This is a genomic window from Rhodoferax sp. ZS1R25, assembly GCF_056521335.1.
This window is the reverse complement of the sequence record NZ_JBWMAZ010000001.1, coordinates 1,730,248-1,744,802: the sequence shown is the minus strand read 5'-3', so window position 1 is coordinate 1,744,802 and position 14,555 is coordinate 1,730,248. Positions and strand designations below refer to the sequence as shown.

14 protein-coding genes are annotated in these 14,555 nt (G+C 59.2%); 9 read left to right on the top strand and 5 right to left on the bottom strand.

Annotation, left to right across the window (positions count from 1 at the left end; genetic code table 11):
* Positions 1-33: 33 nt before the first annotated feature.
* The 5 genes from AC097R_RS08335 (at position 34) to AC097R_RS08315 (ending at position 5,892) form a co-directional block, all read left to right on the top strand.
* The gene (locus AC097R_RS08335) at positions 34-1,845 is read left to right on the top strand and encodes a glutamine--tRNA ligase/YqeY domain fusion protein (RefSeq protein ID WP_479597616.1); all 1,812 of its coding nucleotides are present in this window, start codon (positions 34-36) and stop codon (positions 1,843-1,845) included.
* Positions 1,846-1,979: 134 nt separating this feature from the next.
* The gene (locus AC097R_RS08330; protein ID WP_479597615.1) at positions 1,980-3,206 is read left to right on the top strand and encodes an SIR2 family protein; all 1,227 of its coding nucleotides are present in this window, start codon (positions 1,980-1,982) and stop codon (positions 3,204-3,206) included.
* Positions 3,199-5,091 carry an ATP-binding protein gene (locus AC097R_RS08325; protein ID WP_479597614.1) on the top strand — a complete coding sequence of 631 codons (1,893 nt, stop codon included), beginning with the start codon at positions 3,199-3,201 and terminating at the stop codon, positions 5,089-5,091. Before AC097R_RS08330 ends, AC097R_RS08325 begins: the two co-directional genes overlap by 8 nt.
* 3 nt (positions 5,092-5,094) lie before the next feature.
* On the top strand, positions 5,095-5,304 hold the full coding sequence (locus AC097R_RS08320; protein WP_479597613.1) for a KTSC domain-containing protein: 210 nt from the start codon (positions 5,095-5,097) through the stop codon (positions 5,302-5,304).
* Between the two features lie 48 nt (positions 5,305-5,352).
* Positions 5,353-5,892 carry a DUF924 family protein gene (locus AC097R_RS08315; protein WP_479597612.1) on the top strand — a complete coding sequence of 180 codons (540 nt, stop codon included), beginning with the start codon at positions 5,353-5,355 and terminating at the stop codon, positions 5,890-5,892.
* 70 nt (positions 5,893-5,962) lie between these two features.
* Here the strand turns inward: AC097R_RS08315 and AC097R_RS08310 are convergent, their stop codons facing one another.
* Complete coding sequence (locus AC097R_RS08310; RefSeq protein ID WP_479597611.1) at positions 5,963-7,831, bottom strand: sensor domain-containing diguanylate cyclase; 1,869 nt, start codon at positions 7,829-7,831, stop codon at positions 5,963-5,965.
* 75 nt (positions 7,832-7,906) lie between these two features.
* Here AC097R_RS08310 and AC097R_RS08305 point away from each other — a divergent pair, with 75 nt between their 5' ends.
* Together AC097R_RS08305 and AC097R_RS08300 are read left to right on the top strand one after the other, a co-directional pair.
* Positions 7,907-8,119, top strand: coding sequence for an addiction module protein (locus AC097R_RS08305; RefSeq protein ID WP_479597610.1), 213 nt, complete (start codon positions 7,907-7,909; stop codon positions 8,117-8,119).
* A gap of 70 nt (positions 8,120-8,189) precedes the next feature.
* Positions 8,190-8,393, top strand: a complete 204-nt coding sequence (locus AC097R_RS08300; protein WP_479597608.1) for a type II toxin-antitoxin system RelE/ParE family toxin — start codon at positions 8,190-8,192, stop codon at positions 8,391-8,393.
* A gap of 58 nt (positions 8,394-8,451) precedes the next feature.
* Here AC097R_RS08300 and AC097R_RS08295 read toward each other — a convergent pair whose 3' ends face one another.
* The gene (locus tag AC097R_RS08295) at positions 8,452-9,030 is read right to left on the bottom strand and encodes a cold shock domain-containing protein (protein WP_479597606.1); all 579 of its coding nucleotides are present in this window, start codon (positions 9,028-9,030) and stop codon (positions 8,452-8,454) included.
* A gap of 250 nt (positions 9,031-9,280) precedes the next feature.
* On the opposite strand from AC097R_RS08295, the gene AC097R_RS08290 reads away from it, so the two are divergent.
* Together AC097R_RS08290 and AC097R_RS08285 are read left to right on the top strand one after the other, a co-directional pair.
* Positions 9,281-9,766 carry a helix-turn-helix domain-containing protein gene (locus AC097R_RS08290; RefSeq protein ID WP_479597604.1) on the top strand — a complete coding sequence of 162 codons (486 nt, stop codon included), beginning with the start codon at positions 9,281-9,283 and terminating at the stop codon, positions 9,764-9,766.
* Entirely contained in the window at positions 9,756-10,469 is a 714-nt protein-coding gene (locus AC097R_RS08285; protein WP_479597601.1) for a nucleotidyl transferase AbiEii/AbiGii toxin family protein, read from the top strand. Before AC097R_RS08290 ends, AC097R_RS08285 begins: the two co-directional genes overlap by 11 nt.
* Before the next feature lie 7 nt (positions 10,470-10,476).
* Here the strand turns inward: AC097R_RS08285 and AC097R_RS08280 are convergent, their stop codons facing one another.
* From AC097R_RS08280 to AC097R_RS08270, 3 genes are all read right to left on the bottom strand, one after another.
* The gene (locus AC097R_RS08280) at positions 10,477-11,289 is read right to left on the bottom strand and encodes a hypothetical protein (protein ID WP_479597598.1); all 813 of its coding nucleotides are present in this window, start codon (positions 11,287-11,289) and stop codon (positions 10,477-10,479) included.
* Complete coding sequence (locus AC097R_RS08275) at positions 11,286-12,848, bottom strand: putative bifunctional diguanylate cyclase/phosphodiesterase (protein WP_479597595.1); 1,563 nt, start codon at positions 12,846-12,848, stop codon at positions 11,286-11,288. The genes AC097R_RS08280 and AC097R_RS08275 overlap by 4 nt, the downstream gene beginning before the upstream one ends.
* Positions 12,849-13,013: 165 nt before the next feature.
* Entirely contained in the window at positions 13,014-14,486 is a 1,473-nt protein-coding gene (locus AC097R_RS08270) for an RNB domain-containing ribonuclease (protein WP_479597591.1), read from the bottom strand.
* Positions 14,487-14,555: the final 69 nt, after the last annotated feature.

The following is a 14,555-nucleotide window of genomic DNA, read 5'->3' as shown; positions in this document are numbered from 1 at the left end:
GTAAGCCGGTGGCCCCCGTCTAGAATCGTTGTCATGAGCGCCAATACCCCTGCATCCCCTGCCAACACCCCCGAAACGCCCAAAGTCAGCAACTTTTTGCGCCAGATCATCGAAAACGACCTGAAAAAAGGCACCTACGCCGCCCGCCGCTGGGCTGGCTCCCCTGGCGACGCCACCCACCACGCCACCGGCCAGCCTGACCCCGCCAAGATCCGCACCCGTTTTCCGCCCGAGCCCAATGGCTACCTGCACATAGGCCATGCCAAGAGCATCTGCATCAACTTTGGCCTGGCGCGCGACTACGGGGGCGTGTGCCACTTGCGCTTTGACGACACCAACCCCGAGAAGGAAGACACCGAATACGTCAACTCCATCATCGACGCGGTGAAGTGGCTGGGCTTTGACTGGAACGGTGCGCCCGATGCCGCCGCCTACCAGGCCAGCGACTACTTTGACTTCATGTACCGCGCAGCGGAATATTTGATTGAAGCTGGCTACGCCTATGTGGACGAACAAACCGTAGAACAAATGCGCGTGAACCGCGGCGACTTTGGCAAGCCCGGTGTGGACAGCCCCTTTCGCAGCCGCACGCCCGCCGAAAACCTGGCGCGCTTTCGCGAAATGCGCGATGGCAAGCACGAAGACGGCAGCATGGTGCTGCGCGCCAAGATCGACATGGCCAGCCCCAACATCAACATGCGCGACCCGGCCATCTACCGCATCCGCCGCGCCACGCACCACAACACCGGCGACACCTGGTGCATCTACCCGATGTACACCTACGCCCACCCCATTGAGGACGCGCTGGAACAAATCACCCACAGCCTGTGCACGCTGGAATTTGAAGACCAACGCCCGTTTTACGACTGGCTGCTGGAGCGCCTGAGCGAGGGCGGCCTGCTAGCTGCGCCCGCACCGCGCCAGTATGAATTTGCCCGCCTGAACCTGACGTATGTGATCACCAGCAAGCGCAAGCTGGCGCAGCTGGTGTACGACCACAAGGTGAGCGGCTGGGACGACCCGCGCATGCCCACCATCGTTGGCCTGCGCCGCCGCGGCTACACGCCCGAGAGCCTGCAAATGTTTGCCGACCGCATTGGCGTGACCAAGAGCGACAGCTGGATTGACTACTCCACGCTGGAAGGCTGCCTGCGCGAAGACCTGGAAGCCAAGGCCCACCGCGGCATGGCCGTCATCAACCCCGTGAAACTGGTGCTGACCAACTGGGACGAGGTGATGGGCGCTGGCCACCTGGAGCCCTGCACCCAGCCCGCCCTGCCCCACCCACCCGAAGGCGTGGAAAGCCCCACGCGCCACTTCACCATCGGCAAAGAAGTGTGGATCGAGCGCGAAGACTTTGAAGAAGTGCCCCCCAAGGGCTACAAGCGCCTGTTCCCCGGCAACAAGGTGCGCCTGAAGGGCGGCTACGTGATCGAATGCACCGGCTGCACCAAGGATGCCAACGGCGTCATCACCGAAGTGCTGGCCACCGTGGTGCCCGACACCAAGAGCGGCACACCCGGTAGCGATCTGGTGAAGGTGAAAGCCGCCATCACCTGGGTGGGCGTGGCCAACGGCGTGAACGCCGAAGTGCGCATGTACGACCGCCTGTTTTTGGACGCGCAGCCCGACGCGGGTGGCAAAGACTTTATCGAGAGCCTGAACCCCAACAGCCTGAAAGTGGTGACCGCGATTGTTGAGCCTTCATTGGCCAACGCAGCGCCGGACCAGAAGTTTCAGTTTGAGCGGCATGGGTACTTTGTCGCAGATCGGGTGGATCACGTGCAAGGCAACAAGCCGGTGTTTAACTTGGCGGTGGGGTTGAAGGATAGTTGGGGGAAATAAATACCGAGGCGCTGGGCATAAAGAGCGCCGCTGTTAAATAGCTTGATTCACAATGAATACTGGTGAACTCGAAAATAAGAAGGTCCACTTGACGGACTCCTTTCGAGCAATGCATCAGGTACAAGGGAGGAAAAGTGGACAGCAATCACAACGCCATACGGCATCTCAAATACTTGCGCCAATCTCTGTCGCAGGACAATGAATCTATTGGTTTTTTCCTATCAGCGGGATGCCCTCTTGCGGTGCAAATGCCCGAAGGCACATGGCCGCTAATTCCGGATGTAGCGAATCTCTCGGCTTTTGTTAACAAAAAACTGGCGGACGATCCAAAGTACGTCACTTTGTTGGCCGAGCTTGTGAAGGCCGGAAAGAACAAACAAAACATTGAAGACACACTTAGCTTCGTTCGAAGCCTGTATCTAGTCTCTGCGGGCGGGGATGTTCGCGGTCTGAGTCAGTCCGACCTGGCGACGTTGGAACGGAAGATTTGTTCAACCATCGTATCCAAATTGAACGTGCAACTTCCTAACAAGGAGACGCCGTATCACCAGCTTGGTAAATGGATGAAGTCCATCGATCGCAAAGTTGCGGTTGAAATATTCACGACAAACTACGACCTATTGACAGAGCAATCTCTTGAAGATCTTGGCGTACCGTACTTCGACGGTTTTGTTGGTTCTCGGAAATCCTTCTTTGATTTACGTGCTGTAGAGGACGGTCAAATTCCAACTCATTGGTCAAGGCTTTGGAAAATTCATGGATCGATAAATTGGGTTCAAGAAAGTGAAAACGGACGAGCGCAAGTACACCGCGGCTCAGAAGTTAAAGAAGACGCTTCGCATCTGATCTATCCATCTCATTTGAAGTATGAGGAAAGTCGCAAGATGCCGTATCTCGCGCTCATGGATCAATTGAGCAGGTTCATACGCAAGAAGTCGTCATTTCTAATCTTGTCCGGCTACTCCTTCAATGACGAACATGTCAACGACACAATCGTGAATGCATTGAGCGCAAACCCCACGGCAATGGTGCTTGGTTTGATGTTTGGAGACTATGAGAAAGAGAATACGGATGGGATAAGGATTGAGGCATACCCCAATGCATATAGATTGGCAAAGAGCCAGCACAACCTAAATGTCTGGACATTTGACAAAGCAATCATTGGAACAAATCTTGGTTCCTGGTCAATTTCCTCCCTTGATGATGATGCCGATACTGACCTATTGCAGTTTGTAATTTCGGAAAAAGAAGCCGATGAGGGTGGAAAGCTGCGAAAGCTAATAAAGCTTGGGGACTTCTCTGCCCTCACTACTTTTTTACAGAAAATTATTGGTTCCACGCGGGAATTGTCCAATGGCTAACCAAGAAACCTATCTTGGAGATGTGCAAGACGTTAACGGGACGACTGTCAGCATCACGCTATCAAAAGACTCTCTCACTGGTTTTGTTTACATTGACGGTCAAGGCTACAGGGTCGGGCAAATTGGAAGTTTCGTACGAATTCCAGTAGGCTTCAGTGACCTTTTTGGAATTGTTAGCGGGGTAGGCGCAAGCGCTGCCCCAACGGAAAAGTCTGAAAACAGCATTCACGGGAATCGGTGGATGAAAATTCAGTTGATTGGGGAAGGCCCCAGAAACGGAGTTTTCAAAAGAGGCTTATCGCAATATCCAACAATCGGCGATGAAGTTCATCTTGTCTCCGAAAAGGAATTGAAAAACATTTACGGGCAACCGGATAGACCGTATTTTGTAAAGTTGGGCCACATTTCCAACGCAGATTCAATTCCTGCGCTGATTGACATTAACAAACTGGTAACTAGGCATTCCGCTGTGGTAGGTACCACGGGATCAGGGAAGTCGACAACCGTCGCCAGCATCATTAATGCTCTAGCAGACAACAGTCGATACCCCTCTGCTCGCATCATCATGCTTGATCTACACGGCGAGTATGGGCACGCGCTCAAAGAGAATGGAAATGTCTACAAAATCAACGCAGACACATCCGCGGCTCAAAAGGAGCAAGAATTAAACATACCCTTTTGGGCGTTGAACTTCGATGAGCTATGTGAAATTTGTTTCGGTGACTTCACCAGCGAAAAAGACAAAAACATAGTCATGGAGAGGGTACAAAAATACAAGGTTGAGTCTCTAAACCTCTATCCAAAAAACGGGGCGCTCACGGATACGCTTAGTGTTGATTCACCCATTCCTTTCAGCATTCATCATCTTTGGTATGAGCTTTTCATAGAAACTTTCGGAACCTACTACAAGGACAAAGCCGGTCGTCCTATAGACAATTTGGCCTTTGAAGTAGACGGCAACGGGGTCGAATTGCGTGGAGATCCAGACAAGGGTATTGCTCCGATTTTCAAGAATGTTGTAACTGCTGCAGGTGAAGTAAAAATCAACTATTTACCTGGCACTTTGAATCTTGGCAAACAAGTTCTACTGCTCGGAACCAAGCTGCGCATCCCTAGATATGACTTCATCTTCAAGCCTAAAACTTGGCTGCCAAACAAGTCTGGGCAAGTAGCAACTGATCTAGATGAGCTACTAAAGAATTGGATAGGTAGCGATCGTCCAGTAACTATTCTCGACTTATCTGGGGTACCTGCCGACATCCTCCAAACCACGATTGGGGCCCTGCTCCGTATTCTTTATGAAGCGCTATTCTGGGCACGCAATCTATCCCAGGGTGGCAGACATCGACCTCTATTGATCGTCATGGAGGAGGCCCACATCTACTTAGGGAATGACTCTCAAGGCAAGGCTCAAGGAATGGCATCGCGAGTGGTGCAGAGAATAGTGAAAGAAGGGCGCAAGTACGGCATAGGCGCAATGATCGTTAGCCAACGACCCTCCGAAATTAGCCCCACCATACTTTCTCAATGTGGCACGTTCTTCGCACTACGACTCACAAATGGCACCGACCGAGGTCACATTACTTCAGCCTTGTCCGACAACCTAGATGGTTTGACCGGAATGCTGCCCATTCTGCGAACTGGTGAAGCGATTATTTTGGGTGAGGCAGTGAAATTGCCAATGCGAACCACGATAGAACCGCCGCCCAGAAATAGGCGGCCAGACAGCCAGGACCCAATAGTTTTCGATGAAGTTCCAGGAGATGCATCTCAAAATCCAGGCGGGTGGGGAATCAGCATGGAACCTAGCCCTAACTATGAGGAATTAGTTGAAGCTTGGCGTGCCCAGAATCCGCGGATAGCAAAAGTAATACTCAAGGAGTAAAGAATGGAAATGACCCCCATCTCGTCCTCAAATATTGCGGCCGTTGGCCACGATGAAGGCAGTCAGACTTTACAGGTCGAATTTAATAACGGGACACGTTATCAATACTTCGATGTACCTGAACAAGTGTTCGTCGAGCTAAGAGATGCAGGATCGCCAGGAGGCTATTTTGCTTTGAACATCAAGGGTGTCTATAGATTCTCCAAAGTGTGATGGTACCAACTCAGTTTGTCTCTATGCCCACCTGAGTGCGGCAATACCATGCAACCCCAATCCATCCTCCACTTCTGGTTCGAAGAGCTAACTCCCAAGCAGCACTTCGTCAAAGACGCCACGCTGGACGAAACCATTCGTGCGCGGTTTGGCGACACGTTGGAAGCGGCGGCGCGATGTGAGTTGTTTGCGTGGCGTGCGACAGCCCAGGGGCGGCTGGCGGAGATCATTGTGTTGGACCAGTTCTCGCGCAACATGTACCGCGACACGCCGCGCGCCTTTGCGCAGGACGCGCTGGCGCTGGTGTTGGCGCAAGAGCTGGTGGCCAGCGGGCAAGACAGCAGCCTGCCCACCGCGCAGCGCATCTTTGCCTACATGCCCTACATGCACAGCGAGTCCGCGTTGGTGCATGCGCAAGCCGTGGCGCTGTTTGCGCAGCCGGGCATGGAATACAACCTGGACTATGAGCTGCGCCACAAAGCCATCATCGACCGCTTCGGCCGCTACCCCCACCGCAACACCATCCTAGGCCGCAGCTCCAGCGCCGAAGAGCTGGCATTTCTGAGCGAGCCGGGGTCTTCGTTCTAGGCTTGCGCCCTCCTGAATGCTACGCTTTTAGTAGCTGCGGGCGCATATTCCACCGGGGCTAGAGGCTGTTTTATCCGCCAGCCAGCACCGCACGGTTGCGGCCCGCGGCCTTGGCGGCGTACAAGGCCTGGTCCGCGGCCTGGATCAGGGTCTGGGGTGTGGTGGCGTCGTCAGGCACGATGCTGGCCACGCCCACGCTGGCCGTCACGCAGGCAAAGTCTGACAGGGCATGCGGCAGTGCCAGCGCCTGCAGGGCATCGCACACTTTGCGGGCCATGCCCAGTGCGTCTTCCGCACTGGTGGCGGGCGCAATAAAGACGAACTCCTCGCCGCCATACCGTGCCACCAGATCGCCGGTGCGGGCAATGGTGGCGGCCAGCGTGTCGGCCACCTTGCGCAGGCAGTCGTCTCCGGCCTGGTGTCCGTAGTGGTCGTTGTATTTCTTGAACCAGTCCACGTCCAACAGCCCCAGCGCCAGCGCATGGCCCTGGCGCGCGGCACGGGTCCATTCGGCTGCCAGCGTGGCGTCGAAGTGCCTGCGGTTGGCAATGCCGGTGAGGCCATCGGTGGCACTGAGGGCTTCGAGCTTGCGGTTGAGCAGGCGTAGCTCCGCGGTGCGTTCGGCCACCTTGGCTTCCAGCACATGCTCTGCTTCCCGCAGGGTGGACACCAGTGCTTCCTGGGCTTTGAGGGTCTGTTCCTGTGCATGCACCTGGTCGCGGCGCATGGCGTTGTAGCGGTCTGCCAGGGCAAACGACAGCAGCAGCATTTCCATGGCCGAGCCTATCTGGGTGCCATCGGTCGTCAGAAAATTGGTGGGCAGCACCCCCAGATTGCGCAGGTGGGTGAGCACCACCGCCAGCAAGATGGCCGCGAATGCCGCCACGAAGAAGTAAGCACTGCGCTGCCCGCGCAGCGCACTCCAGCAACCGGTGGCGAGAAGAATCAGCGGCGTGATCAGACTGAGCACGATAAACGTGGGGTTGAACGTGCGAAACCAGAAGATGAGTGCGAAGAAGGAAAGGCCATGCAGCACCATGAACCCCTGCAGCACCCGGTCGAGTGGCTTGAACAACGCAGCGGTGTTGAGAATGCGCCGGGCAAACTCCAGCATGGCGATGGCAGCGACGGCCGTGGGGACGTTGACACCCATGGTGGTCCACGCGGGGATATCGCCCCACACAAACTCGGTGCCCAGCCCGCTGAAGGTTCCCAGCGCCAGTGCCACGGAACCGGAGAAGATGACGTACAGCAGGTAGTTTTTGTCGCGCAGGACCACGAACAGCATCAGGTTGTAAAACGAGATGGCCAGCACAACGCCGAAATACAGCGCTTGCAGGGCGTAGTCGGTGTGCTGGTGGGTTTGCAGTGCCTGTGGCTCCCACATGCGCGCGGGAATGTTCAGCGAGTTCGGGGTTTCCACCCGCAGATAGACCATCTGCTGCGACTGGGGCGGCAGTGTGACGGGCAGCAGAAAGAAGCGGCCGGGCAAGGGGCGGCTTTCAAACGGGCGGGCGTAGCCGGTTTGCGTCACCTGGTACGCGCCCTGCGCATCGGGTGTGTAAAAGTCGATGTGCGCCAGCAGGGCGTAGTTGATTTCCAGCACGCGCTGCACAGGCTGGTTGCTGGGGTTGGCCAGCGGCAGGCGCAACCACACCGCGGACCGCGTGTAGGAAAAACCGAGGGCTGCGCTGGACGGGTTGGTCGGTGGCTTGAACGCATTGGCGCGGGCTGGCTCCCTGACATCGTTCAGGGTCAAGGCAGCGCCGGGGTCTTCCAGATACTCAAAGTAAGCGGTCAGTGAAACGGGGGCTGCTTGTACACGCGTGAGGTCCAGTGGCTCTTGGGTGGTTGCCGCGAAGCTCGGCACCACAACGCCCAGACTGGTGAAGGCAATGAGCACGCCGCAGAAGCGGCGCAGCAGGTTTCGGAAGGGCATGCGCAAGAATAACAAACAGTGTGTGACGTCTTGTCAGCGCTATAGTGGTGCCCTACCCACCCACATGCAGCCACCATGACAACCTCCGCAGAAGCCTTGAGTGCCCAAGCCGCCAAGCTGCCGCCCGAAGAGCGCCTGGAAGTGGTGGAGCGCATCTTGGACACGCTGGACCAGCCCGACGCATCATTGGACTCTGTGTGGGCCCAAGAAGCAGATGACCGACTGGCTGCTTACCGACGCGGTGAAATCCAGGCAGTGGCCTTGTCGGAAGTGATTGCCAAATACTAAGTGAAGCCAAAAGCGGCATGACCGTCCGCCTGTTAGCGCCAGCGCAGGCCGAGCTGGACGAGGCGATAGCGTGGTACGCAGAGCAAGCGCCGGGTCTGGGCGAAGCATTAAGCATCCGCAGGCGTGGCACCCACTCACCCCACACATTCGCCGTTGCCGCTTGCGGCGCTTTCCCTACAGCGTGGTTTACACACAAGATGGCGCGGACATCCTTGTGTTGGCCATTGCGCATCAGCATCGCAAGCCGCTCTACTGGAAAAATCGGCTGAACTGACGTACAAACCGCTATTCATTCAGTAGCGGCCAGCGCATATTCCACGGGGGCTAGAGGCCTATTTTGTGCACCATTGCTGCTCACACGGCACACCGTCTCCGTTGCCATCCATCTTCATTCCTGGGCAGTTCTGTAGGAACAGCGTGGCCTCACGGCATGAATTCATTTGGCTGCACACATTGCGCCCGTCGCATTTGAAGTCTGCGGGCAGTGGCAGCTTGGCGGGCGAAAGGCCGGCAGGTGGAGCCGGCAACACCGACTGGAAACTGGCTGCACGCTTGGCGTATTGGCTGTAGCCAAACCACAGCAGTGCGCAAACCAGCAGGCCGCTGATCACCTTTCCAAAGAAGCCGGTGGGGTTTCCCGCACCGGATTTGCTGAGCCGTGCCGGGGGCCGTGGCGCAGCGTCCCTGTTTGCGTCGCCTGCTCTGTGCACGCGCACGGCACTGCGCTTGGCGTTGCGATCGGGCTCCACTTCAAAGGTCAGTACCTCGCCCTCGGTGGGCTGGCGGCCATTGCGTGCGAAGGCGCTAATGTGGACAAAAATGTCTTGTCCGCCATCATCGGCCACGATGAAGCCAAAGCCGCGCTCGGCATTCCATTTCTTCAGTGTGCCGCCGTAGCGTGGCTGACTCATGCTTCGCTCCCGTTTCACTGGCACCTGTGCGCCGTGCTGTTTGGTTTTGTTGGAAGCATTCTAGGGGCGCCCCCTAACCGGGAGATTTGCTACGTTTTTAGTAGCTTATGGCGCATATTCCACGCGGGCTAGAGGCCGATTTCTTACTGAAAATTCGCTATTTTTTGTAAGCAGAGCTGCATCATCCAGCAACACAAAATTGTTTCTCATATTTGACAAATATCCAATTTTGCAAATAATAAGAAACACTATGACGAACCTATCCACCCAATCAGGCGACAACGATATAGCCCCATTGCAGGCATTGGGCGCGCAGATACGCGCCCGGCGCAAGGCGCTGCGCCTGAACGCGACCCTGACTGCCGAGGCAGCGGGGATGTCGCGGGTCACGTTGCACCGCATAGAAAAGGGGGAGCCGTCCGTAACCATGGGCGCGTGGTCCAACGCGCTGGCGGCGTTAGGGATGTCTCTGCAGACCGTCATCACCGCCGACGAGAGCAAGCACACTGCAGCGCAGCCAGATCGCACAGGGTGGATTCCGGCGCGCGTGTCGCTGTCGGATTACCCGCAACTGCGTGCGTTGGCTTGGCAGGTGCACGGCACCGACACACTGACGCCCACAGAGGCACTGGATATTTACGAACGCAACGCCCGCCACTTGGATGTGCCAGCCATGTCCGCAGACGAGCAAGCACTGCTGCAGGCCCTGCGCCTAGCCTTTAGCCATGCAGTTTGAACGCCCGCACCACCAGCGCGTGGCCCATGTGTTGAGCGCCTTGAACGGTGCCACGCTGCTTGCGCACAGTTGCTATTTCGGGGGTGGTACCTGCATTGCCTTGCGCCATGGTGAATACCGTGAATCGGTGGACATAGACTTTTTGGTGTCGGACGCCGCAGGCTACCGGGAGCTGCGGCAACTGCTGACAAACCCCACTGGCCTGGCAGCCATCACACACCCCAACGCAGCGCCATTGGTGGCACTGCGCGAGATACGTGCAGACCAATATGGCATTCGCACACAGGTTCAAATGGATGGCCACAGCATCAAGTTTGAAATCGTGCGCGAAGCACGCATTACGCTGGAAACACCTGGTGCCAGCGACACCCTCTGTGGTGTGCCCACGCTGATCACGCTGGATTTAGCAACATCCAAACTCCTTGCCAACTCGGATCGACAGGCCGATGACGGTGTGTTCAGCCGCGACGTGATTGACCTGGCCATGATGGAGCTGCCCCTGCCCGAACTGCGCGCCGCACTCACTAAGGCGGAGCAGGCCTACGGTGCCACGGTGGCACGCGACTTGGGCAAGGCTATCGACCGCTTGCAACACCGTGCGGGTTGGCTGGAGCGCTGCATGAAAGTCATGTCCATGCAAATGCCCAAAGCTGTGTTATGGCAAAAGCTGCGGTCTTTACGCCGCATAGTGCCTGTGAGCTAGAGGACCATCACCGCTCCGTCGTAGCCGCTTCGCTCCAGGGTGACGAGCGATGGGGCGTGGCCGCCAAGCCTGCAAGGGGGCGGCGGTTCCAGTCGATGGCGGAGTCTGCGTGCAGTTGCTTGACCACCCACAGGAAATACACCGACGCGGGCACGCCGATCAGGTCGAAGAGCAAGGTGCTGGTGTCCGCACTGCTGGTCAGCGCCAGGATGAGGTGCATGGCGGCGCAAGACGGAAACACGGCAGCCAGCGCCAAGCCTGACAGCGACCAGGAATGGGTGGAGACATAGCGGCGTATCTGCGTGTCCACCAGGTACCACCCCACCATGCCGTACGTGAAGGTCACAAAGATGTTGCTGAGCAGCACCAGTGTGGGGCCGTTTTGAATGCCTTGCGTGGAGCAGATGACGGCGGACGGCACTGGCGGCGAAGCCATGGCCCAACCGGCGACCGCACTCACCGCAATCAACACCGCGATGACTGCGGCGGCCATCACGGACCCGTTGACCGCCACGGTGCGGTCTCCCCGCCCCTGCAGCATGGCTTCGGCACGCAGCCAGCAGAACACCACACCGGCGGGTAGCCCCGTCAGCGTGACCAGCAGCATGGGGGTGGTCACGGCGCCGCCCTGGAGCACGCACCAGCCATGCATCAGGTGGTGGGGGCCACAGCTTGCCGCCATGAGCGAAAACCCCAGGCCAAAACGCGAAAGGCCGCGGTAGCGGTATTGGGTGGCGGCCTCCCACGCGCTGAGCAGGCCCAGGCCCACGTAGGCCATACCGACCAGGAGGTTGCCAATGCCGATGATGAGCAACATCATGGTGCAGCGCCCGCCTTCGGCCCCATGGGCACACCAATGTGGTCCAAAAACTCTTCAATGAAGGTGCGGTGCGCGCGGCGGGTCAGGCTGTCAGGCGCTACCGCGGCGGACTGCATGCCCCAGCTCGGGGGGACCCGCCACAGCGGGCGGTCCATCATGGGCAGGATCAGCGCAGCGTCTACGGGCACGGAGAACAGGTAGCCCTGCGCCACATGGCAGCCCATGCTGCGCAGCGCCAGCGCCTGCTCTATGCGCTCGATACCCTCGGCGATCACATGCTTGCCGGTGGCAAAGGCCAGGCTGAGGATGGACGACACGATGGCCGTGTCGCCAGGCTCGGTGGGCAAGCCGTCGATGAAGGAACGGTCGATCTTCAGCACCTCGATGGGCAAGTCGCGCAGCCGGGCCAGCGAGGAATACTCGGTGCCGAAGTCGTCAATCGCCACGTAAATGCCCATCTGGTGCAGTTGGTTGAGCGTTGCGATGATTTCAGTCTCGGAATTCGTCAGCGCGCTCTCGGTCAGCTCCAGGCACAGCGAGGCAGAGTTAACACCCGTCTCTTGGAGGATGGTCTGCACTTCGGCGATGAAGCCGGGGTCGCCCAGCTGGCGCGGCGACACATTGACGGTCATCGAGAGCGGGCGCCCGGGCAGAGCCGCAGACCACTCGGCCAGTTGCTGGCACGCGGAGCGCAACACCTGGCGCCCCAGCTCGCCGATGAGCCGGCTGTCTTCGGCAATGGGGATGAACTCCGCGGGCGACATCATTCCATGCGCGGGGTGCCGCCAGCGCGCCAGCGCCTCCACGCCAACGAGTTGCCCGGTCACCAGGCTGACTTGCGGCTGGTAGTGCACATACAACTGCTTCTCGCGCAGGGCAATGCGAAGGTCCGACTCGATCTGCATGCGCCGGGACGCGCGTGCGTGCAACTCCTGGTTGAAGCGCACCATGCGATTGCGGCCACGCGCCTTGGCGGCATACAGCGCGGTGTCCGCGTCGCGCAGCAGCTGCTCTGCGGTCTGCGCGCCCAGTGCGCAGCTGGCCACACCAATGCTGGCGGAGGTGACGACCTCTCTGCCCCCAATGTAGAGCGGCTCGGCCACGGCGGTAAGCATTCGGGCTGCCAGTGTGTCTTCCGACCCGTTCACGGCATGGGGATACAAGATCACAAATTCGTCCCCGCCAATGCGGCTGACGATACCGCCCTCGCCCGCCCCCCCCACGCCGCCCAGGCAGTCGCTGATGCGCCGGGCGACCTCGCACAGCAGCTCGTCACCGCTGTCGTGGCCCAGGGAGTCGTTCACCAGCTTGAAGTTATCCAGATCGACAAAGAGCACGGCGACTTGCTCGTCACCTGCGGCAGTTTGTGCAAGCTCGTGTTCGAGTTTGCTGAGCAGCAGGCTGCGTATGGGCAGGCCGGTCAGCACGTCATGCGTAGCCGCGTGGATCAGATCGGCGATCACGGCAAGGGTGTCTTGCTGCGAGGATACGTCCGGGTCCCGATTGGAGAGCAGCATCTGCGCCGTAGCCAGCAACCGGTCCGTGTGCCGGATGTTCATGTGACGGGTGGAGTGCACGGCCTCGTTGGAAGATCTGCCTGAAGTGGAGGACGTCGTACTGTCGTGTTGCATTGCTATGTCCATTCAAGTACCTTCGCGCGCCCTTGCCCAAAATTTACTGTAGCACCCACCGCCGCTCCCAGCAATACGGAGCCGCCCACCCTACTACCCCGCCTCAAAGTCAATAAACCCGCGCTCCACATTGGTGGCCAACAGCTTCACGCGCACCTTGTCCCCCACCTTCAGCGCGCTGGCGCCGCGTAGCAGCTTGCCCTCGGCGGGCGGGTTCAGCAGGCGCACCCACATGCCGTCGGCCGCGTTGCCGGTGACGATGGCGTCAAAGCGCTGGCCGATGCGCGACTCCAGCAGCAGTGCGGCCTCGGACTTGCGCATCTGGCGCTCCACCTTTTGCGCCGCGTCTTCCTGGCGGGTGCAGTGCGTGGCCAGCGCGGCCAGCTCGGCATTCGAATACGGCTGCGGCTCCTTCGCCAGCGTGGCCTTGAGCAGGCGCGCGGTAATGAGGTCGGGGAAGCGCCGGTTGGGCGCGGTGGAGTGGGTGTAGTCGCTCACCGCCAGGCCAAAGTGCCCCACGGGCGGGCCACCGGGAGTCTCCAGCACGTATTCGCCCCGCCCCATGAGCTTGACGATGACCAGCGACAGATCGGGAAAGCGCAGCGGATCTTCCCGGCGGCGCTTGGCCAGAAAATCTTCCAGCGCTTTGGAATCGGCCTCATCGGGCAAGACCTCGCCATATTCCTTGGCCACGGCCACGATGCGCAGCCAGCGCTCGGGCGAGCGCACCACGCGGCGCAGGGACGCCACGCCCTGCCCCGCCAGGTAGCGCGCGGTGCAGGTGTTGGTGGCAATCATCACTTCTTCGATCAGCTGGCGGGCGCGGTTGTGCGCTTGCAGACGGATGTCGGACACGCGTTCGCCGTCAAACACCACGCGAGGCTGAAAGCTTTCAAACTCCAGGGAGCCCTCGCCATGGCGGCGTGTGCGCAGCTGCTGGGCGAGTGCGTCTTGCGTGAGCAGTTGCGCGTCCATGCCGGGCACGGCAGCCGCTGCGGCGGGCAAGTCGCCCATGCCGTCGAGCCAGGCGCTGACGGCGTCATACGCCAGCTTGGCTTGGTTGCGCACCCGGGCGCGGTACACGGTGGAGCCGGCGAGCGAGCCGTCGGAGTGGAACACCATCTCGGTCACCATGGCCAGGCGGTCCTGGTGGGGGTTGAGCGAGGTCAGGTCGGTGGACAAGCGCTCGGGCAGCATGGGAAAAATACGCGCCGAGGTGTAGACCGAGGTGGTGTTGGTGCTGGCGTGCTGGTCGATGGGGGTGTCGCGCGGCACCAGGGCATCCACATCGGCAATGGCCACCCACAGGCGCACACTCCCCTGGGGCAGGGCTTCGGACACGGTGAGCTGGTCCAGGTCCATCGAATCGTCGTTGTCGATGGAGCACCACAGCAAGGTGGTGAGGTCGTGGATGGCGGGGTCGGCGCTGGTGCCCGTGGCCGTGATGCCGGCCAGTTGGCGCTCTACCGCGGGGGAGAATTCGGGCTGCAGGCCGCGCTCCGACATGGCGTGGGTGGCGATGCGAACCAGGTCGCTGCGGTGGTGGACATTGTGGTTGGGCTGCATCGTGCCAATATACGCCTGCGTGTGCCGCAGGCGCTGAGCGGCGGGCTTGTAAGATCACGCCCTTTTGTC

Bases quoted from the DNA above. Each gene is read 5' to 3' on its own strand.
- AC097R_RS08335 (WP_479597616.1), top strand. From the start codon at position 34: ATGAGCGCCAATACCCCTGCATCCCCTGCCAACACCCCCGAAACGCCC.
- AC097R_RS08325 (WP_479597614.1), top strand. From the start codon at position 3,199: ATGGCTAACCAAGAAACCTATCTTGGAGATGTGCAAGACGTTAACGGG.
- AC097R_RS08320 (WP_479597613.1), top strand. From the start codon at position 5,095: ATGGAAATGACCCCCATCTCGTCCTCAAATATTGCGGCCGTTGGCCAC.
- AC097R_RS08315 (WP_479597612.1), top strand. From the start codon at position 5,353: ATGCAACCCCAATCCATCCTCCACTTCTGGTTCGAAGAGCTAACTCCC.
- AC097R_RS08310 (WP_479597611.1), bottom strand. From the start codon at position 7,831: ATGCCCTTCCGAAACCTGCTGCGCCGCTTCTGCGGCGTGCTCATTGCC.
- AC097R_RS08305 (WP_479597610.1), top strand. From the start codon at position 7,907: ATGACAACCTCCGCAGAAGCCTTGAGTGCCCAAGCCGCCAAGCTGCCG.
- AC097R_RS08295 (WP_479597606.1), bottom strand. From the start codon at position 9,030: ATGAGTCAGCCACGCTACGGCGGCACACTGAAGAAATGGAATGCCGAG.
- AC097R_RS08290 (WP_479597604.1), top strand. From the start codon at position 9,281: ATGACGAACCTATCCACCCAATCAGGCGACAACGATATAGCCCCATTG.
- AC097R_RS08285 (WP_479597601.1), top strand. From the start codon at position 9,756: ATGCAGTTTGAACGCCCGCACCACCAGCGCGTGGCCCATGTGTTGAGC.
- AC097R_RS08280 (WP_479597598.1), bottom strand. From the start codon at position 11,289: ATGATGTTGCTCATCATCGGCATTGGCAACCTCCTGGTCGGTATGGCC.
- AC097R_RS08275 (WP_479597595.1), bottom strand. From the start codon at position 12,848: ATGAACATCCGGCACACGGACCGGTTGCTGGCTACGGCGCAGATGCTG.
- AC097R_RS08270 (WP_479597591.1), bottom strand. From the start codon at position 14,486: ATGCAGCCCAACCACAATGTCCACCACCGCAGCGACCTGGTTCGCATC.